We start from the raw sequence: 20,102 nt of genomic DNA on the forward strand, positions 1-20,102 counted from the left end.
AAGAGTGACACAGTATTATATTTTAGTTTTTAAAAATACACTTGACTCAATAAAAGCAGAAAAATTTTTAAAAGATAATAGTATAGAGATAACTATAATGCCTACCCCTACAGGAATTACTCAAAGCTGCGGCATAAGTATTAAAATAAATCCAGATGATATAGATAAAATAAAAGAATTAATAACAGAAAATAAACTTACAGTAAAGACTGTCTTTGGAAGAGAGGAAAGTGCATATAGAAGAATATATAATAATGAAGAATAATGTTTTATAATTATCAGGGAGGAATATATAGTGCATAGTTTTAGCAATATAAGTAGTTTTTTAGATGAGTTAAATATATATGGAGCAATTTACACAACTATTAAGATTTTAATCATAATTATTTTAATGTATCTATTAAGGAAGATAGGTAATAGTGCAATAGATAGATTTGTAAATAAACAAAGTAGTATGAGGTTTTCACTAAATGAAAAGAGATCTAAAACCTTAGGAGCGATACTTAAAAGTATATTAAAATATTCCATATATTTTATAGGAATATTTATAATTGTAGAGATATTATTTGGAATTAGAGGAATTACGTTTGCAAGTTTTGGTGGCGTGGCCATAGGTTTTGGAGCTCAAAATCTTATAAAAGACGTAATAAATGGATTTTTTATATTATTTGAGGATCAATATGCTGTGGGAGACTATGTTACTATAGAAGGCAAGGCTGGTATTGTAGAAAGTATAGAACTTAGAATAACACGAATAAGAGATTTTAATGGAGATTTACATATAATTCCCAATGGGGCTGTAAGCAATGTAACAAATCATTCAAGAGGAAATGTAAGGTTTTTGCTTGATATAAGTATTTCAAATGATGAAAGTTTAGATAATGTAATGAATATGATAAAAGAAATTTGCAAGGAATTTAAAATAGAAAATAAAAATGTAGTAGAGGGCCCAAAGGTTATAGGAGTAACAGCAATGAATGAAACTTCATTTACTATAAGAGTGGCAGGCAAAGCTAAGCCTTTGACACATTGGGATGTTGAAATAGAGCTAAGGGAAAAAGTAATGTATTTATTAGATAAACAAAATATAAAGAGACCTTATACTAAGATGAAAATAATAAAGGAGGAACAAAATGGTTAAAATTTTTAATTTAGGAGACATTGTTGAAATGAAAAAAGATCATCCTTGTGGAAGCAAGGATTGGGAAATTATAAGAATGGGAGCAGATATAAAGATAAAATGCTGTGGATGTGGAAGAATAATAATGCTTCCAAGAAGTAAATTTGAGAAGGATATGAAGAAGGTAGTAAAATGTAATAATGAAGAAAATAAAGAAGATATTATAAAATAGAGATAAAAACTATTGATTTTTATAAAAATAGATGATAAAATATATCGGTAGTCCCTGCTGTGAAAATCACAGCCGTAAGTCCAAGGGGAGGAGGTGAAATCTAATGAGAAAATATGAAACTATATTTATACTTAATCCATCATTAGATGAGGAAGCAGTTAAAGCAACTGTGGAAAAATTTAAAGGTGTTATTGAAAGCAATGGTGGAGCAGTAGAAAATGTTGATTTCTGGGGAAGAAGAAAATTAGCTTATGAAATTAATAAAATAAGCGAAGGTTACTATACACTATTTAACTTTAGTGCTGGCCCAGAATTACCAAAAGAATTAGATAGATTATTTAGAATCAATGATTCAGTTATAAGACATATAATAGTTAAAGAAGAAAAATAAGGTGTGGTGCTAAGATGAATAAAGTAGTTTTAATAGGAAGGCTTACCAAGGATCCAGAGTTAAAATTTACTCCTGGAAATGGTACAGCAGTAGCCACCTTTACATTAGCTGTTGATAGAAGATTTTCTAAAGACGGTAATAGAGAAGCGGACTTTGTCCCTGTAGTAGTATGGGGAAAACAAGCAGAATCTACGGCTAATTACATGAGCAAAGGTAAGCTTATGGGGGTTAGTGGTAGAATTCAAACAAGAAGTTATGAGGCTAAGGACGGAACTAGAAGGTACATAACCGAGATAGTTGCGGAAGAAGTTCAATTTCTTGAATGGGGAAACAGACAATCCACAGCAGAACCAACTAATGGAGGCTACCCACAGACTGGTATGCCAGGAGGATTTGATGGTTCCTATTCCGATGATATCACTCCTATAGATGATGGAGAGATACCATTTTAATAATAAAGGAGGGTTGAAAATGAGCAGAGAATCTGGTAGAGATAGAGATAGAGATAACGGAAACAGAAGATCTTCTGGAAAAATGAGAAGATCAAGAAGAAAAGTTTGTATGTTCTGTGTAGATAAAGCAGAAAGCATTGACTACAAAGATATAAACAAATTAAGAAAATATGTAACTGAAAGAGGAAAGATTCTTCCAAGAAGAATTTCCGGAACTTGTGCAAAGCATCAAAGAGCGCTTACAGATGCAATAAAGAGAGCAAGAAACATAGCTTTATTACCATTCACAACAGAATAATAAGGTTTATATAGATTGCTTAAAGAAAGGATTTATCCTTTCTTTTTTTTATACACAATATAAAGATGTTAAATCATTATTTATTCTGTAATTTTAAACATGTAAGTTTATAAATGGGAAAATAGAATATAATTATTGTAAAATATTTATAGTAAACTTATAATTATATTATGTGAATAACTTTAGATAAGTGGGTTTTAACAAAATGGAATTAAAAGAGGTGAAAATATGAAAAAGGATGATTTTAATATAATGCATAACATAAAAGTAATAGAGGAACTAAAGGCAGAATTGTTATGTTTAATAGGAGATTTTTTTAGATTATTAACCCGTGGAAGTAATGTAGCTCAAGAAGCTATACTTGACTGCATTGCAGGAGCAATAACAGTATTATATATATTAGCAGAAAGACTTGGATATTCTTATACTGCAGTAGATGAAAATATGAAAAGAAAATTAAAGATGGGAATACTTGAGGAAGATAAAGTAGAAAAGGAAAATAAGGATTTAAGCAGATTATATTCTCATCTTAAGGAAAGGCAGTAAGGTGGAAATAATATGAAATATCAAAAATATGCTACTAAAAGTACTGTAGAAGCGGGAATTATGACATGTATTATTTTAATTTTAATGTTAATAAATATATACATGCCTATATTTTCATATGTATTAAAGTTTGTTCTTCCAATTCCAGTTACATTATTATATCTAAGACATAATTTAAAGATTACATTCACAGCTTTAGCTGCAAGTGGTATATTAATTTCTTTAATTAACAACCCGTTATCTGGATTAACTAGTGCAATAATGTTTGGTCTTACGGGTATTGCATTGGGTTATAGCATAAAAAGAGAATTAAGTGTACCTACCACTATAATAATTTTAGCGTTAGCATCTTTAATAGGTTTTGTTATTGATTTTACTGTATATATAACATTAATTAGTGGAACAAGTGTAACAAAGTTTATGAGTGAAATTGTTAGGACTATAAATGAATCTATGAATATGAGTATAAGTTTTTATGAGAAAATGGGAATGCCGGCAGAGCAAATTAAAAGATTTAAAGATATGATAGGCATTTTTACAGTAGATAATATGATAAAGCTTATACCATCAGCTCTTATTATTTCTTCAGTTATATTTGCGTTTTTAAGTTATATAATTACTCGATTAATACTTAGAAAATTAGGATATAATATAAAACAAATGCCTAAGTTTTCCAAAATGTATGTTGATATAAGATTTGTAACAATATTAGCTATAATAATGCTTATAGGAATAATACTGATAAGGCTAAATATAACTGTAGGTGAGTATATATCAATTTCTTCGGTATTAATGCTTTTATATGCATTTTTATTTGATGGTATAGCACTAGTAACGTATTATCTTAGTAATAAATTCAGTTTATCCAAGGGAGTTATTGTTGCAATAATAATATTTACAACAGTTTCTCAATTAGTAACTGTGTATTTAATACTTGGAGTAATAGATATCATTGCAGATTTTAGAAAGCTTGACCCAAATAGGATTTGGAAAACAAGTTAATGGGGGTCCCATATGGATAATAATTATAATTATTTTTTTACTACCAATAAAATTTATATGATAATGATAGCTATATTAGTTATGTTTATAAGTTATTATAATTTTATGATAGGATTAATAGCTAGTTTTATATATATTGGTCTTATAGTATACAATATAAGAACAAATAAAACTAAGAAAAACAAGTGGATAAAGTTTATAGAAAATTTTTCTTCTAAATTAGATAATGCTACTAGAAATACATTGGTAAATCTCCCATTTCCAATGCTTATTATAGGAAAAAAGGGAAATATATTGTGGTATAATCAAAATTTTTCTCAGGTTTTAAGTGATCAAGATATATTAGACAAAAATATAAATGATTTTATAAAGGAATTAAATATAAGGCAAGTATTAGAAGGTAAAAAAAATTCATTTAAATATGTAAAATTACAAGATAGTTACTTCGATATTTATACTAATATAGTTGAAGGTAATGAAAATAAGGTAAGCAATAAGGAAAAAATGATTCTTGTATACCTATATGATGTAACAGATTTTTATCATATGATGACAAGTGTTGATGAAAATAAGGAAGCTGTAATGCTTATTGAGGTAGACAATTTAGATGAAGTAATAAAAAGTACTGAAGAAGATAAGAGACCTATTTTAATAGCAGAAATAGAAAAAAGCATTAATAGTTATTCTCAAAACCTTAATGCTATGTCAAAAAAGTATGATTCAAATAAATATGTGTTATCTGTGCAAAACAAGTATATTCAAAACGAGATGGAAAGAAAGTTTGATGTTTTAGATAATATCCGAGAAATAGATATAGGAAATAAGCTTACAGTAACTTTAAGTATGGGCATAGGACGAGGTGGAAAAAATCCCATAGAAAATCAAAAGTTTGCAGCATCAGCTAAAGATTTGGCTCTAGGTAGAGGGGGAGATCAAGCAGTTGTAAAAAATGGAGAAAAACTTTCTTTTTATGGAGGAAAAACTAAGGAAGTAGAAAAAAGAACTAAGGTGCGTGCCAGGGTTATAGCTCATGCCCTTTTAGATCTTATAAATGAAAGTAGCACAGTTATTATAATGGGTCACGTAAATATGGATATAGATTGCCTAGGGGCAGCAGTTGGTATTTATAGTACTGTTAATTTTTTAAATAAGCAATGTAATATAGTATTAGATGAAGTAAATAACAGTATTAAAACAATAATGGGAAAACTTGAAAATGAAAAGGATTATAATAATGCATTTATTAGCACAATTGATGCTATGGATAAATTAGATGAAGATACATTACTTATATTAGTAGATGTTCATAGTAAGGGGCATGTGGAAGATATAAGATTAGTAGAAAAGGCAAAGAAAATAGTTATAATAGATCATCATAGAAAGTCCTCTAATTTTGTAGAAGGGGCTTTGCTTAGCTATATAGAGCCATATGCTTCATCCACTTCGGAAATGGTAACAGAAATGATACAATATATGAGTGACAAACCACAATTAAAGGTACTAGAAGCAGAAGTATTGCTTGCAGGAATATGTGTAGATACAAAAAACTTTTATTTTAAAACAGGGGTGAGGACCTTTGAAGCTGCCTCTTTTTTAAGAAAGTTAGGTGCTGACACCATAGATGTTAAGAAATTATTTTCAGATGACTTAGACACCTATTTGAAAAGATATGAGATAATAAAGTCAGCTGAAGTAATAAATGGAATTGCTATATCAATATGCCCACCGGAAGTGGAAAATATTGTATTAGCTGCACAAGCGGCGGATGAACTACTAAATATTACAGGTATTCATTCATCCTTTGTTTTTGCTAAAATAGAAGAGGATATACACATAAGTGGTCGTTCCTTAGGAGATATAAATGTGCAGGTAATACTAGAAGCTTTAGGTGGTGGTGGGCACATGACTATGGCAGGAGCTAAATTAAAGTCTAATACAATAGAAGAAGCTGTAGAAAAATTAAAAAATGCTATAGATAAATACTTAAGGGAGGGTGACAATAAATGAAAGTAATATTATTACAAGACGTTAAAAAGTTAGGAAAGAAAGGAGATGTAGTTAATACATCTGACGGATATGCAAGAAACTTCTTATTTCCAAGGAAATTAGCAATAGAGGCAAATGATTCTAATATGCACGTATTAAATAATAAAAAGGAAGCAGAGAGAAGACAAAAGACTGCAGAAATAGAAGAGGCACAAAAATTAGCTAAAGAAATACAAGGTAAGGAAATACTTATTAAAGTTAAAACTGGAGAACATGGAAGATTATTTGGTTCCATAACAGGCAAAGATATTTCAGAGGAATTAAAGAAAAAGTTCAACCTAGACATAGATAAGAAAAAAATAGTAGTTGATGTTATAAGACAGTTAGGAACTTATGAGGTAGAAATAAAAATATACCCTGAAATTTCTACAAAGGTTAAAGTTGTTGTGGACCAGCAATAAGGAGGAGATGAGTTGAAATCTCAATTTGTTGGTGAATTTGAAAAAGATATAGTTGATTCTCTATCCATGGAAACACAAGTAAATGTACTATGGGAAATGTTGGGAAAAATAGTAGATGAAAAAACTATAAAATCACGAATAATAAAATATAAGTTGCAAAAATGTATTAGTGGTGGAGATGCATATAAAAGGTTATATGCATTAAATAAAATAATAAGTGATGGAAAAGGTATAGAAATTATTCCAGATAAAAAAAGTGTATATGATGCCCTTCAAAATACAAATGAATGGATATCACAAGTACTTGCTAAAAGGTATGTTCAAAGTAATATAGAAAAGGAAGTAGAAACTCTTTTAAATGAAAAGCAAGAAAAATATATAGATGAAATAAGACTTGGAATAATAAAAAAGCAAAAAGGACCAGAAAATGCAAAAACTCTTAAAAAATATGCAGAGTTAGAAGTTTTAGATTCACAAAAGCTTACTAAAAATATTCAATCTCTTTTAAGACCAGAGTGTTTTGATGAGATTGTAGGTCAGGAAAGAGCAATAAAGTCACTGCTTTCTAAAATTGCATCTCCTTACCCTCAGCATATAATACTTTATGGACCTCCAGGAGTGGGAAAAACTACTGCTGCAAGATTAGCTTTAGAAGAAGCAAAGAAAATGAAGAATACTCCATTTAAAGAAGAGTCAAACTTTGTTGAAGTGGATGGTACTACTTTAAGGTGGGATCCTAGAGAAATCACTAATCCACTGCTTGGATCTGTTCATGATCCTATATATCAGGGAAGTAAGAGAGATTTAGCAGAAATCGGAGTGCCTGAACCAAAGCCAGGCCTGGTAACAGAGGCTCATGGAGGAGTTTTATTTATTGATGAAATAGGGGAACTAGACAATATACTTCAAAATAAACTTCTTAAGGTTTTAGAGGATAAGAGAGTTGATTTTTCATCTTCTTATTATGATCCAGATGATGAAAATACACCTAAGTATATTAAATACTTATTCGATAAAGGAGCTCCTGCAGATTTTATACTTATAGGGGCAACCACTAGGGAACCTGAAGAAATAAATCCTGCCTTAAGATCAAGATGTACTGAGGTATATTTTGAACCATTAACCCCAAAGGATATAGAAATTATAATTGAAAATGCAGCAAAAAAATTAAATATAAAAATGGAAGATGGATTAGCAGAAACTATAAGTAGATATACTATAGAAGGAAGAAAAGCAGTAAATATACTTGCAGATGTATATGGATATGTATTATATAAGGAAAATATAGATGCTAATGAAAAAATAAGTATATCACTAGAGGATTTAAAACAAGTTATATCTATAAACAGACTTACCCCTTATGAAGAAGTACAAAATGGAGATAAGTATGAAGTAGGCCACATTTATGGGCTAGGAGTTAGTGGATATATAGGTTCTACCATTGAAATTGAAGCAGCTGTATTTGATGCTAAAGAAAAAGGACAAGGCAAGGTAAGATTTAATGACACTGCAGGTTCTATGGCTAAGGATTCAGTATTTAATGCTGCATCTGTAATAAGAAAAATAACCGATAAAGATATGAGTGATTATGATATACATGTAAATATAATAGGAGGAGGACGTATTGATGGTCCTTCAGCAGGTGCTGCTATTACTATGTGTATAATAAGTTCACTGTTAAATAAACCTATAAGACAAGACATAGCTATAACAGGAGAAATATCTTTAAGGGGGAAAATTAAACCTGTAGGGGGCATATTTGAAAAAATATATGGTGCTAGAAGGAAGGGCATAAGACAAATTATAATACCTAAGGATAATAGTAAGGAAGTCCCTGTTGGATTGAAAGATATAGAAGTAAAAGCAGTAGAAAATATAGAAGAACTAATGAAGTTAGTGTTTAAAGACTAAGGAGAGATGAGGTTTGGATACACCAGTATTAAGAAGCATGCCCCATAATATAGAGGCAGAACAAAGTGTGCTTGGTTCCATGATTATAGACAAAACTTCTATAGCACAATCAGCAGAAGTTTTACAAGCCTCAGATTTTTATAAAGATGCCCATGAAGTAATATTTAATGCAATAATGGATTTGTATCAAAAGGATACAGCAGTAGATTTAATAACTCTCACAGAACATTTGCAATCAAATGAGAAACTTGAAGGCGCTGGAGGGATAACTTATATAAGTCAGGTTTGTACTTCAGTTATCTCTACAGCTAATCTTCAATCCTATATAAAGATTGTTAAGAATAAATCTACACTAAGAAAACTTATACGTGCATCTACCGATATTATAGAACAAAGTTATAATAAGCAAGATGATGTAGCTTCCGTTGTAGATATAGCAGAAAAAAAGATTTTTGATATAGGAAGTAATAGAGATACAAGTGATTTTGAAGCTATGAATACTGTACTTGAAAGAGGATTTTTAGAAATAGAACGACTCTTTAATAATAAAGGCGGTGTAACAGGAGTACCTTCAGGTTTTCCTGAGTTGGATTCTAAAACCTCTGGTTTCCAAAGAGGAGATATGGTGCTAATTGCAGCTAGACCTTCTATGGGTAAGACAACTTTTGCTCTTAACTTAGCAGAGTATGCAGCACTTAGAGAAGGAAAAAGTGTAGCGGTATTTTCACTAGAAATGTCCAAAGAGCAGCTAGCATATAAGCTCTTGTGTTCTCAAGCTAATGTAGATATGTTAAAGCTTAGAACAGGAAATTTAGAGGATAAGGATTGGGAGAGTATAGCAAAAGCATCAGGTCCACTTTCAACTGCTAGGATATTTATAGATGATACTGCAGGAATATCTGTTATGGAAATGAGATCTAAGTGTAGAAAGCTAAAAATAGAACATGGAATAGATTTAATACTCGTAGATTACTTACAGCTTATGTCAGGAAGTAGAGGTAACGAGAGTAGGCAACAAGAGGTATCTGAGATATCGAGATCTATCAAGGCACTAGCAAAAGAAATGCAGTGCCCCGTAATAGCACTATCTCAGCTTTCTCGTGCTCCTGAGCAAAGAACAGATCATAGACCAATGTTATCTGACTTAAGAGAATCAGGTTCTATAGAGCAGGATGCTGACTTAGTTATGTTCTTATATAGAGATGAGTACTATAATAAAGAAACTGAAGAGAAAAACGTGGCAGAATGCATCATAGCTAAGCAAAGAAATGGTCCTACTGGAACGGTTAAACTGGCTTGGTTAGGACAATATAGTAAGTTTGGAAGATTGGATGTTATACATCAAGAATAAAAATATAAGTAGGGATTTACCTACTTATATTTTTTTGTGTTTTAAGCAATTGATATAAATGGAATAATGCGGTATAAAATATATATACAGATTATGCTCCTGTACCACAGTTGGTAGTGCAACTGATTCGTAATCAGTAGGTCGCAGGTTCGATTCCTGTCGGGAGCACCAAGTTATTAGAATTTTAGGGTGATTTTTATCAATAAAGCAATTATTAAATTTAATTTAATATATAAACTTATCACCATAAAAGCTAAGTTTTGTATTATAATATAGTCGTAGCTTGTACTAACTTAAATAAAAAATGGAGGCCGGGTATGGTTAAAGAGTTAAAGCGTATTAATTTATTTTTTATTATTTTAATGGTATTTAGCATGATTATGTATTTTCCTGTTAATAAAGTTAAAGCAGCAGAGGATAATACAATAATTATAAATAATACTGAAAAAGATAATGAAGGTTCAGTAATTACTAATGATGTTAAAGAAACGAATACTACTGAAGAAATTCCGGGAGATATAAAAGAAGAAGATACTATATTAAAAGATGCAACAATAGGAATAGACAAGCAAAGGATTTTTGAAAAGGATAGAGCAGTACTTATCATAAAATCTGCTTATGAGAAAGAAGTTCAATACAAGGTTGTACTTCAGTCCGTAGATAAAAATGAATGGACAGACATTACGCCTAATTATTCAGAAGGTATTAAAGCTAAAGATAGTTATGTTAAGGTAATGCCTCAACTTTTAGCAGGCAAGTATAAATTGTATGTTTTTGCAAAGCCTTTAAATTTAGAAGGAACTAAATCCATGAAAATTGGAACTACAGAAGTTAAATATGAGGATTTAAAAGTACTAGATATAACATGTGAGCAAGATATATTGCCACAATTAAAGGCTACTTTAAGTTCAAGCAGTGTATACGAAGGAGATAAAGTAACATTAAAGTTAACCTCTAACTTTAATGATTATGTTCAATATAAGGTTTTTATATATTCAAATAGTACTAAAAAGTGGTCTGAAGTAACTTCAGCATATACATCTGCATATTTGGGAGGTCAAGAAGCAAAAATAGAAACAGGTAAGCTTGCTTTAGGAGATTATAAAATACAAGTTAGGGTAAAAAAAGCTAATATACCAGGAAAATATAAGGATTCCTTAGGAGATTATGATGCATTACAAAGTTATGATGTAAAAGCTGTAAAAAGACCAGCACCACCTAAACCAGCATATCCGGAAGCACCTAAAATTGAGCCAGTGTATGTAGGTAATGCTAGTGAAGTTGAACGAATTAATGTAAGACAAAGTCCAAGTACTTCTTCTAAAATATTAGGATATGTTTATGGAAGTACCCAAGTATTAAATGTATTGGGTACAAGTGGGGACTTCTACTATGTACAAACAAGAGATTATGAAACCTCAAATATTATAAAGGGATACATAAGAAAAGATTACGTTAGAAAGACTACTCCTGTAAATTCATATAGCATAGTAGTAGATATAAGTGATCAAAAGGTATATATATATAAAGCAGGACAGCTTTATAAAAGCTTTATATGTTCAACAGGAGGATATTATACGCCTACGCCTACAGGAAAGTATTTGGTAGGGGGAAGAGGCCCATCCTTTGGTCAAGAAAAAGGATATATATGTTATAATTTTATTAGAATAAATTATGATTATTTGTTCCATAGTGTACTTCATAACTTAGATGGTTCTATAATGACATCTGAATATAAAAAATTGGGGACAAGAGCATCTCATGGATGTATAAGATTACCTGATGCATATATTAAATGGATGTATGATAATATTCCACGTAATACTTTAGTAGTAATACAAGATTAAAATAATATAAACAAAAATGAGAGCAAGATTTGCTCTCATTTTTTATACATCTAAACATTTTTTTAGTATATAAAAACCCACTTGTGTTTATTTGGTGAATACAAGTGTTATTTTGATTCAGACAAATTTGTTTTAATATCTAAAGATGGATATATGAATAAAAAGCTTATAATTAAACTTAAATTGTTCATACTAAATAAAATAAAGCTGTTGTATGTTTATTTTAGATATGGTAGCATTATTGTATAATTAACATATCCTTATAGTATTGATGAGGTGAAATTATGCCAAATAAATTTTTAATGATACATACTAGTGTATTGCCAGATGTATTTGAAAAGGTTTTAGAAGTAAAAGAGTTAATGAAATCAGGAAAAGTAAAAGAAATAACTGAAGCAGTAAAAATTATTGGGATAAGTAGAAGTACTTATTATAAATATAAAGATTATGTATTTGCTGTTTCAGAAAACCTAAATAGTAGAAAGGTTATAATAGCCTTAACCCTTGATCATGAACCGGGAACTCTTTCGAAAATATTAGATAAGGTAGCTTTTTACAAGGGAAACATATTGACCATAAATCAGGAGATTCCCATTAATAATACAGCAAATGTAAATATTACATTTGACATGTCAAGTTTAAATGTAGAATTAAATGAATTTTTAGATGAAATTAGAGACATGGATCATGTAATAAAGCTTGAATTAGTGGCTATGGATTAATAATATTTAGTGAAATGGTAAAAGAGATGTTGCAAGTTATGCTTCATCTCTTTTTTTAATATAAAGTATTGAATAGTTAAAAAATGCTACAAGAGCACTTATAACCGCTAAATATAGAAGATACTTTCCATATAAAATGTTAAAGCTTAAAACTAGTATAGCTAAATAAAAGATAACTGTGGAGATTTTCCCAAAGATATTAGAAGGAATGATAAAGTTCTTATTATAAAGTACAACTCCTGCTATAATCATAGCGGCTTCTTTCATAGTTACAACTATTAAAACTGAACTAGGAATTAATTTTTTTAATGTAAGACAAGCTAATACTGTAATCAACATTAATTTATCAGCTAAGGGATCTAATACTGTTCCCCATTTAGTTATCAAATTGTGTTTTCGAGCAATATATCCATCTAATACATCGGTAAATCCTGCTATAAAGAAAATATATATAGAATATGCAAAACTATTATTTATATTTGAAAAAAACATAAGAATAAATATTGGAATAAGAAACATTCTAAAAAGCGTAAGTAAATTAGGAATATTCATTTATATCGCTCCTATATAATTAATGTAGGTTTTAATAAGGGTTATATTAATATTATAACAATGTATATAATAATTGATAATGAATTTGCATAAAATATTAGATAAATTTTTAAAATATATAAGAAATGTGGTAATGGGTGATTTTGGCGAATTTTAAAGTAAATATTGTGTTAAATATTCGTATATGTATTGACTGATGATTTTAAATTTGCTACCATAATACGGGAGGGGATAGTATGAAAAATAAGTATGACATAATAGTAATAGGTGCTGGCCCTGCAGGAATATTTACAGCTTTAGAAATTACTAAATTAAGACCAGAGGTAAATGTTCTAATAATAGATAAAGGAAGAAATATAGAAAAGAGAACATGTCCCGCTAGAATCACAGGCAAATGTGTGAGTTGCAATCCTTGTGGAATAACATTTGGATGGTCTGGTGCAGGGGCTTTTTCTGATGGAAAACTTTCTTTAAGCCCTGAAGTTGGTGGAAGAATATTAGAATATTTTAGTGAAGAAGAGTGTAAAAACTTAATTAAATATTGTGATGATATATATTTAAAATTTGGAGCAAATGAAACAGTTTATGGATTAAATAATGAGAAAGTAGATAAAATAAAGTATGAGGCAAGTAAGCATAACATAAGACTTGTTGAATGCCCTGTAAGGCATTTAGGTACAGAGCTTGCTTACAATGTCTTAAGGGCTATGTATTATCATCTAGTTAATAATACGACCACAGACTTTAGTGAGTTAACAGAAGTTCAAGAGTTATTAATTGAAGATGAAGAAATTAAAGGAATTACTATTAACAATAAAGAAGGATTAAAAACTATATATGCAGATTATATTGTAGCAGCACCAGGAAGAGGTGGTGCAGAATGGCTTAACAATCAAGCTAAGACTCACAATATAAAAACTAAAAATAATGCAATTGATATAGGAGTTAGAGTAGAAGTACCTAATTCTATTATGGATCACTTAACAAAGGATCTTTATGAGGCAAAACTTGTTTATTATTCTGATGAATTTGAAAACAAGGTAAGAACCTTTTGTATGAATCCAGGAGGAGTAGTATCTGAGGAGCATTATGATGAAAATATAGCTGTGGTAAATGGCCATAGTTACTCAGAAAAAGAGCTTAGAACAGAAAATACTAATTTTGCGTTATTAGTATCCACTACATTTACAGAACCATTTAATCAACCAATAGATTATGGAAAATATATTGCAAAGCTAGGCAACATGTTAACTGGTGGAGGAATTATGGTTCAAAGACTTGGAGATTTATTAAATGGAAGAAGAACAGATGCTTCAAGACTTAGTAAATCAACTACAATTCCTACATTAAAATCAGCTGTACCAGGAGATTTAAGTTTTGTATTACCACAAAGGCATCTGACATCTATAGTTCAAGCTTTAAAAGCTTTTGATAAAATAGCACCAGGATTATATAGTAAAAATACTCTATTATATGGAGTGGAAGTAAAATTTTATTCAAGTAAATTTGAAACAAATAATCATTTTGAAACTGATGTAGAAAACTTTTATACAATAGGTGATGGAGCTGGAATTACCAGAGGACTTATGCAAGCATCCGTTACAGGAGTAGTAGTGGCTAGGGATATAGATAAAAAACTTTAGAAAATTTTTATTAAGGAGTAGGAGGAATTTTTATGTCAGCATATGTAGTATTAGGAGCTCAATGGGGAGATGAAGGAAAGGGTAAAATGACAGATTACCTTGCAGAAAATGCAGACGTAGTTGTTAGATATCAAGGTGGTAACAATGCTGGACACACAGTAGAAGTTGGAGAAAAACAATATAAACTTCATTTAATTCCATCAGGTATACTTTATGGAAATAAGTTGAATATAATAGGAAATGGTGTAGTGTTAGATCCAAAGGCATTATTTGAAGAAATGGAATATTTAAAGGAACTTGGAGTGGAAATCACACCTAAAAATCTATTAATAAGTGATAGAGCACAGCTTATAATGCCATATCATAGAGTATTAGATGGTATAAAGGAAAGAGCTAGAGGAAGCAAGGATATTGGAACTACAGGAAAAGGAATAGGCCCTTGTTATACAGATAAGATGGAAAGAAGCGGCATAAGAGTATGTGACTTAATGCATACTGAGGTGTTTAAAGAAAAACTTGAAGAAAATGTAAAAGATAAAAATGATATTATAACTAAAATATACAGAGAAGAAGCTCTTGATTTTGATAGCGTATTTGAAGAGTATATGAATTATGCTGAAAAAATGAGAGAATATGTTACAGAGACTTCCGTAGTAGTATATGATAGTATTAAGGCTAAAAAGGAAGTATTATTTGAAGGAGCTCAGGGTACACTACTAGATATAGATTATGGTACGTATCCTTACGTAACATCTTCTAATACCATTGCAGGTGGAGTATGTACAGGAGCAGGTGTTGGACCAACTATGATAACTAATGCAGTGGGTATAGCAAAGGCTTATACAACTAGAGTTGGTAAAGGACCATTTCCTACAGAGCTTTCCGATAAAACAGGTGAATGGATAAGAGAAAAGGGCCATGAATATGGAGTAACTACTGGAAGAGCAAGAAGATGCGGATGGTTAGATTTAGTTATATTAAAAACTGCAGCTAGAGTTTCAGGACTTACAAGTTTTGCTGTAACTAAAATAGATACTTTAGCAGGACTTGATACTTTAAAAGTATGCATAGGATATAATTTTAATGGCAAAGTAATAGATTATGTTCCTGCAAGTTTAGAAGATTTAGCAAAATGCGAACCAATATATGAAGAAGTTAAGGGCTGGGATGAAAGTATTGAAAATGCTAGAAGTTATGAAGACCTACCAGAAAATGCAAAGATATACTTAAAAAAGATAGAAGAGTTTACAGGAACTAAAATATCTATAGTATCTGTAGGGCCTAAGAGAGATCAAACTATGAATGTAAATGAGCTTTAAAATTTAATAAGTATTTCAGTATATGTACTTGAAACTTCGATTTTAGTTGTATATAATTAAGTAAAGTAGACTATTATTATATACTTTAATAAATAAATTAAACAAAAGCGAGGTAAATAATATGAATATTACTAAAGATATGACTATAGGTGAAGTTATAAAAAATAAACCAGAAGCTGCAGAAGTGTTAGCAAACTTTGGAATGGGATGTGTATTTTGCCCATCAGCTCAAGCTGAAACAGTAGAACAGGCTGCTATGGTTCATGGATTAGATTTAAATCAGTTAATGGAAGCTTTAAATAAATAATAAAAATACTCCTAGCTATTAGCTAGGAGTATTTTTATTATTTATTTAAAGATTAATTTTATATTAGAAAGTTATAAATATGAATATTTTAGTGATATAATTATTGTAAAATAAAGTTAGTTAATGGGAGGATAACAATGGGTAAGCTTATAACGGATAAAAAGTATGAAATACATTTTTATGAAGTTGATTATAAGGGAAGAGTCTTATTTACTAGCTTAATGAATTATTTTGGAGATATATCAAGTAAGCAATCTGAAGATAGAAATATGGGATTTGATTATCTCAAAAAAGTCAATATGGCCTGGGTGCTTTATAAATGGAATGTAAAGGTACATAGATATCCAACTTATAGAGAAAAGGTTACTGCAAGAACAGTTCCATATTCATTTAGGAAATTTTATGCATATAGAAAGTTTTACATATTAGATATTGAAGGAAACGTGTTAGTAGAGGCAGATTCACTGTGGTTTTTAATAGATGTTGAAACTAGAAAGCCTGTTAGGGTACAAGAGGAGATGTATACTGGTTACTGCTTAAGCAAAGATGATAATGAAGTTATTGATATACCAAAGATTACAGCACCTAAGGAAAATGATTTTTGTAAAACCTTTGATGTAAGATATAGCGATATAGATACAAATGGACATGTAAATAATTCTAAATATATCTCATGGATATTAGAAGCTGTTCCATTAAATATAGTGACAGAATATATGTTAAGTAATTTAATTATAACTTATGAAAAAGAAACAACTTATGGAGAAGTTATAGATTCCTGTGCTGAAGTACATGAGATAGATGGAAAAGCAATATGTAAACATAAAATTATAGATAAAGAAGGAAATAAGCTAACTGTAGCAGAAACTACTTGGGAAAAGGAAATTTAGTAACCAGTAACTAGTAATCAGTAGTTATGTTTTGATAAGATATGTTCCACTGGTTACTAGTATCTAGTTACTTAAAGATATCTGTTTTTTATAGTGACATTCCAACCGTATAGCCACTACTCCAAGCCCATTGTAAATTAAATCCACCGCAGTCGGCATTTACATCTAATATTTCCCCTGTAAAGAATAAATTCTTTATTTTCTTAGATTCTAGAGTAATAGAATTAACTTCAGCAGTATCTATTCCTCCGCAAGTTACTTGAGAGTTTGCAAAAGAGTTTGTATCATATACATTAAATTCCCATGATTTAATAAGATTTAATATATTTTCTCGTTCTTTCCATGATAGGTCAAAGCAAGGCTTATGTATATCGTTAATCTGGGCTTCTTTTAAAAGCACAGGTATCAATTTCTTATTCAATATCCCTATTAAAGATTCTGAAATACTTCTATATCCAAAGACCCCAAAATGATTATCAAGAAAGTCTTTCATACTTTGGTAATTCATGTGAGGGAACATATCTATCTTTAATGTTATTTGTTTTTTATTATATAAATCTCTAGAAATAAAGCTGCTAATTTGTAGTATAGGGGGACCTGATATTCCATAGTCAGTAAAAAGAAGTTCTCCGCATTCTTTACGTATAAACTTATTATTTGAAAAGGCCTCTACGGAACCTTGAAATTTTATACCAGATAGAGCTTTTATTTTAGAATAATCAAGCTTTAATTGCACCAATCCAGGAACCGGTGAGATTATAGTATGCCCAAAGGTTTTTGCTAGAGTATATCCACTTCCATCAGAACCGGTACTTGGAGCAGATGAACCTCCACAGCTAAGTACAAGCTTGTCACAAGTGTAAGTCTCAGATTCTTTTGTAAAAATTTTAAAAATGCTTTTTTCATATTGTACTTTGTTTATTTTCGTATCTAAATGTATAGGTACATTTCGTTCTTCTAAGGCAAATCTTAATATATCTAATACAGATGAAGCTTGTAAGGATAAGGGAAACATTTTTCCTTCTTCCAGTTCTATTAGCGGTAAACCTATGGATTTAAAAAAATCTAAGGTATTATTAACTGTAAATTTATTTAGTACATCTTTTGGAAAAACATTATTTAAACTGTGAAAGTTTTCTATATTTAAATATTTATTTGTTATATTACATCTACCATTCCCTGTGGTGAGTATTTTTTTTCCTATACGGTTGTTTCCTTCTAAAATAGCTACTTGTAGTCCACGATCTTTAGAGGTGATAGCAGTCATAATACCTGAAGCACCAGCACCAACTACTATAATATCATAATGCATGATAGTTTTCTCCTTTTAAAGTTTATTTATCAATATAGTAAATCATAAATTTTACTTTATCAATTATATTTTTTGAAAAATAGTAAAAAATAATTACTATAGCAATGATTTTTTAACATATAATAATTTTAAATGATAAAAATTAAGGAGGAGTTTTTTATGGATGGCCAAAAACTTTTAGAATATAAAAATTGGGTAGTAGTAGGAGATGTATTAAATAGTGAAAAGTATGCTCATAGAATATTAAATAGTTTAAAAGAGCATGATTTCAATGCTGTAGGAGTGCATCCTAATAGTGAAGATGCAAGTGTATATAAATCATTAAAGAATGTTCCTTACAACATTGATGTTATAGACTTATGCATCAATCCTATACAAGGTGAAAAAGTGCTTATAGAAGCTAAGGAATTGGGTATAGATAAGGTATTAATTCAACCAGGAGCACAAAGTGAAGAAATATTGAGTTTTTGCAGAGAAAACGGTATTATAGCTATAGAGGGATGTGCATTAGTAGAACTTTCCTACTATAATAGAAAGAGGTAGATATTTTAATGTTTACAATTTATGCGGTATCAGATTCTATAGCAGAAACTGCCGAGCAAGTAGCAAGAGCTACAGCAATGCAGTTTAATGAAAATATAGGAGTAAAGAGAATAACTTATGTAAAAACTTTTGAGGCAGTAGATGAGCTTATAGATAGTATAAATGATCCTGAATATAGCATGATAATAAATACTATAGTTTTAGTTGATGTAAGAGAATTTTTGGTTGAGAGGTGTATAGAAAAGGGAATACGTATTGTAAATATACTAGGACCTTGTATTAGTACTGCTTCTAGAATTTTAAATAAGCTTCCTGATTACAAGCCAGGGGCAGTTAGAGATATGGATGCTAAATATTTTAAAAAAATTGAGGCTATGGAATTTGCAATGCAATATGATGATAGCAAAGACAATAGTGGTATAAAACATGCAGATGTAGTATTAGTTGGATTATCAAGAACATCAAAAACACCATTATGTATGTATTTAGCTAACAAGGGTATAAAAGCGTTAAATGTTCCCTTAATGCCTGAAGTCCCAATGCCCCAAGAGTTACTTGAAATAGATAATAAAAAGATAGTGGGACTTACTATAGAACCTATGAGATTAATAGAAATAAGAAAACATAGAATGGATAAATTCGCCAAACTTTCATCCGAAATACAATATGCAAATGCGGAAAGAGTACTTCAAGAATTGGAATTTGCAGATAAAGTAATGAGGAGATTAAGATGTAAAGTTATAGATGTAACAAAAAGAGCTATAGAAGATACGGCACTTTTAATAATGGAATCTATAGGTTATATTGGAACAAAAGATCATTAATTTATTTTAATAAGTGTAATTTTGTAGAAATATGGACCTGTAGAAATATAGTAAAATCAGCACTTTAACAGGATAAAAACAAAAAATAAAAAAATATATAAAAAAAGTTTGAAAAAGTTGTTGACACTTATGAGACTTTCCTGTATTATATTCTATGTCGGGTGGCTAACACAACAAAGCGAAGCGCCCGGCAAATAAGGCCCCTTGGTCAAGCGGTTAAGACACCACCCTTTCACGGTGGTAACACGAGTTCGAGTCTCGTAGGGGTCACCATTAATGTGGGAGCATAGCTCAGCTGGGAGAGCATCTGCCTTACAAGCAGAGGGTCACAGGTTCGATCCCTGTTGTTCCCACCACATTATGGCCCAGTGGCTCAGTTGGTTAGAGTGCCGG

The 20,102-nt window shown here is 30.3% G+C and carries 21 protein-coding genes, 3 tRNA genes and 1 pseudogene; 23 read left to right on the forward strand and 2 right to left on the reverse strand.

Features of this window, described 5'->3' with window-relative positions; all coding sequences use genetic code 11:
• Nucleotides 1–4: 4 nt before the first annotated feature.
• The 15 genes and pseudogenes from CRN98_RS14990 to CRN98_RS15060 all read left to right on the forward strand — a co-directional run bounded on the left by CRN98_RS14990 (nt 5) and on the right by CRN98_RS15060 (nt 12,319).
• Nucleotides 5–265: a putative Se/S carrier protein gene (locus CRN98_RS14990; protein WP_097028240.1), complete on the forward strand. Its 261-nt coding sequence runs from the start codon at nt 5–7 to the stop codon at nt 263–265.
• 30 nt (nt 266–295) lie between these two features.
• A complete protein-coding gene (locus tag CRN98_RS14995) occupies nt 296–1,141 on the forward strand; it encodes a mechanosensitive ion channel family protein (protein WP_242960999.1) in 846 nt (281 codons plus the stop codon).
• Nucleotides 1,134–1,352, forward strand: coding sequence for a DUF951 domain-containing protein (locus tag CRN98_RS15000; RefSeq protein WP_097028241.1), 219 nt, complete (start codon nt 1,134–1,136; stop codon nt 1,350–1,352). The genes CRN98_RS14995 and CRN98_RS15000 overlap by 8 nt, the downstream gene beginning before the upstream one ends.
• A gap of 103 nt (nt 1,353–1,455) precedes the next feature.
• The gene (gene rpsF / locus CRN98_RS15005) at nt 1,456–1,743 is read left to right on the forward strand and encodes a 30S ribosomal protein S6 (RefSeq protein ID WP_097028242.1); all 288 of its coding nucleotides are present in this window, start codon (nt 1,456–1,458) and stop codon (nt 1,741–1,743) included.
• A gap of 14 nt (nt 1,744–1,757) precedes the next feature.
• Nucleotides 1,758–2,076, forward strand: a pseudogene (locus CRN98_RS15010) (single-stranded DNA-binding protein); the annotation flags it as partial.
• Nucleotides 2,077–2,214: 138 nt separating this feature from the next.
• Nucleotides 2,215–2,493, forward strand: coding sequence for a 30S ribosomal protein S18 (gene rpsR, locus CRN98_RS15015; RefSeq protein ID WP_097028244.1), 279 nt, complete (start codon nt 2,215–2,217; stop codon nt 2,491–2,493).
• Between the two features lie 228 nt (nt 2,494–2,721).
• Nucleotides 2,722–3,039 carry a MazG-like family protein gene (locus CRN98_RS15020; RefSeq protein ID WP_097028245.1) on the forward strand — a complete coding sequence of 106 codons (318 nt, stop codon included), beginning with the start codon at nt 2,722–2,724 and terminating at the stop codon, nt 3,037–3,039.
• A 12-nt stretch (nt 3,040–3,051) separates the two neighbouring features.
• The gene (locus CRN98_RS15025) at nt 3,052–4,041 is read left to right on the forward strand and encodes a YybS family protein (protein WP_097028246.1); all 990 of its coding nucleotides are present in this window, start codon (nt 3,052–3,054) and stop codon (nt 4,039–4,041) included.
• Nucleotides 4,042–4,053: 12 nt separating this feature from the next.
• The gene (locus CRN98_RS15030) at nt 4,054–6,048 is read left to right on the forward strand and encodes a DHH family phosphoesterase (RefSeq protein WP_097028247.1); all 1,995 of its coding nucleotides are present in this window, start codon (nt 4,054–4,056) and stop codon (nt 6,046–6,048) included.
• The gene (gene rplI / locus CRN98_RS15035) at nt 6,045–6,488 is read left to right on the forward strand and encodes a 50S ribosomal protein L9 (RefSeq protein WP_097028248.1); all 444 of its coding nucleotides are present in this window, start codon (nt 6,045–6,047) and stop codon (nt 6,486–6,488) included. Before CRN98_RS15030 ends, rplI begins: the two co-directional genes overlap by 4 nt.
• Nucleotides 6,489–6,554: 66 nt before the next feature.
• Nucleotides 6,555–8,399 carry a Lon family ATP-dependent protease gene (lonC, locus tag CRN98_RS15040; protein ID WP_179632185.1) on the forward strand — a complete coding sequence of 615 codons (1,845 nt, stop codon included), beginning with the start codon at nt 6,555–6,557 and terminating at the stop codon, nt 8,397–8,399.
• Between the two features lie 13 nt (nt 8,400–8,412).
• Entirely contained in the window at nt 8,413–9,750 is a 1,338-nt protein-coding gene (locus CRN98_RS15045; protein ID WP_097028250.1) for a replicative DNA helicase, read from the forward strand.
• 95 nt (nt 9,751–9,845) lie between these two features.
• Nucleotides 9,846–9,921 (forward strand) — tRNA-Thr (locus CRN98_RS15050).
• Between the two features lie 146 nt (nt 9,922–10,067).
• Complete coding sequence (locus CRN98_RS15055; RefSeq protein ID WP_097028251.1) at nt 10,068–11,597, forward strand: L,D-transpeptidase family protein; 1,530 nt, start codon at nt 10,068–10,070, stop codon at nt 11,595–11,597.
• Between the two features lie 284 nt (nt 11,598–11,881).
• Complete coding sequence (locus tag CRN98_RS15060; protein WP_097028252.1) at nt 11,882–12,319, forward strand: ACT domain-containing protein; 438 nt, start codon at nt 11,882–11,884, stop codon at nt 12,317–12,319.
• Between the two features lie 36 nt (nt 12,320–12,355).
• Here the strand turns inward: CRN98_RS15060 and pgsA are convergent, their stop codons facing one another.
• Nucleotides 12,356–12,871, reverse strand: a complete 516-nt coding sequence (gene pgsA, locus CRN98_RS15065; protein ID WP_097028253.1) for a CDP-diacylglycerol--glycerol-3-phosphate 3-phosphatidyltransferase — start codon at nt 12,869–12,871, stop codon at nt 12,356–12,358.
• 236 nt (nt 12,872–13,107) lie between these two features.
• On the opposite strand from pgsA, the gene CRN98_RS15070 reads away from it, so the two are divergent.
• The 4 genes from CRN98_RS15070 (at nt 13,108) to CRN98_RS15085 (ending at nt 17,030) form a co-directional block, all read left to right on the forward strand.
• Nucleotides 13,108–14,514 carry an NAD(P)/FAD-dependent oxidoreductase gene (locus CRN98_RS15070; RefSeq protein WP_097028254.1) on the forward strand — a complete coding sequence of 469 codons (1,407 nt, stop codon included), beginning with the start codon at nt 13,108–13,110 and terminating at the stop codon, nt 14,512–14,514.
• A gap of 32 nt (nt 14,515–14,546) precedes the next feature.
• The gene (locus tag CRN98_RS15075; protein WP_097028255.1) at nt 14,547–15,833 is read left to right on the forward strand and encodes an adenylosuccinate synthase; all 1,287 of its coding nucleotides are present in this window, start codon (nt 14,547–14,549) and stop codon (nt 15,831–15,833) included.
• Nucleotides 15,834–15,954: 121 nt separating this feature from the next.
• Complete coding sequence (locus CRN98_RS15080; protein ID WP_097028256.1) at nt 15,955–16,140, forward strand: DUF1858 domain-containing protein; 186 nt, start codon at nt 15,955–15,957, stop codon at nt 16,138–16,140.
• Nucleotides 16,141–16,277: 137 nt separating this feature from the next.
• On the forward strand, nt 16,278–17,030 hold the full coding sequence (locus CRN98_RS15085; RefSeq protein ID WP_097028257.1) for an acyl-[acyl-carrier-protein] thioesterase: 753 nt from the start codon (nt 16,278–16,280) through the stop codon (nt 17,028–17,030).
• Nucleotides 17,031–17,118: 88 nt separating this feature from the next.
• Here the strand turns inward: CRN98_RS15085 and CRN98_RS15090 are convergent, their stop codons facing one another.
• The gene (locus CRN98_RS15090; protein ID WP_097028258.1) at nt 17,119–18,342 is read right to left on the reverse strand and encodes a BaiN/RdsA family NAD(P)/FAD-dependent oxidoreductase; all 1,224 of its coding nucleotides are present in this window, start codon (nt 18,340–18,342) and stop codon (nt 17,119–17,121) included.
• A 159-nt stretch (nt 18,343–18,501) separates the two neighbouring features.
• On the opposite strand from CRN98_RS15090, the gene CRN98_RS15095 reads away from it, so the two are divergent.
• The 4 genes from CRN98_RS15095 (at nt 18,502) to CRN98_RS15110 (ending at nt 20,065) form a co-directional block, all read left to right on the forward strand.
• Nucleotides 18,502–18,885, forward strand: a complete 384-nt coding sequence (locus CRN98_RS15095) for a CoA-binding protein (protein WP_097028259.1) — start codon at nt 18,502–18,504, stop codon at nt 18,883–18,885.
• 8 nt (nt 18,886–18,893) lie between these two features.
• Nucleotides 18,894–19,709, forward strand: coding sequence for a pyruvate, water dikinase regulatory protein (locus tag CRN98_RS15100; RefSeq protein WP_097028260.1), 816 nt, complete (start codon nt 18,894–18,896; stop codon nt 19,707–19,709).
• Between the two features lie 198 nt (nt 19,710–19,907).
• Nucleotides 19,908–19,982, forward strand: a tRNA-Glu gene (locus CRN98_RS15105).
• Between the two features lie 7 nt (nt 19,983–19,989).
• Nucleotides 19,990–20,065, forward strand: a tRNA-Val gene (locus CRN98_RS15110).
• Nucleotides 20,066–20,102 lie beyond the last annotated feature (37 nt).

The organism is Clostridium peptidivorans (assembly GCF_900205925.1).
GTDB lineage: Bacteria > Bacillota > Clostridia > Clostridiales > Clostridiaceae > Clostridium_AK > Clostridium_AK peptidivorans.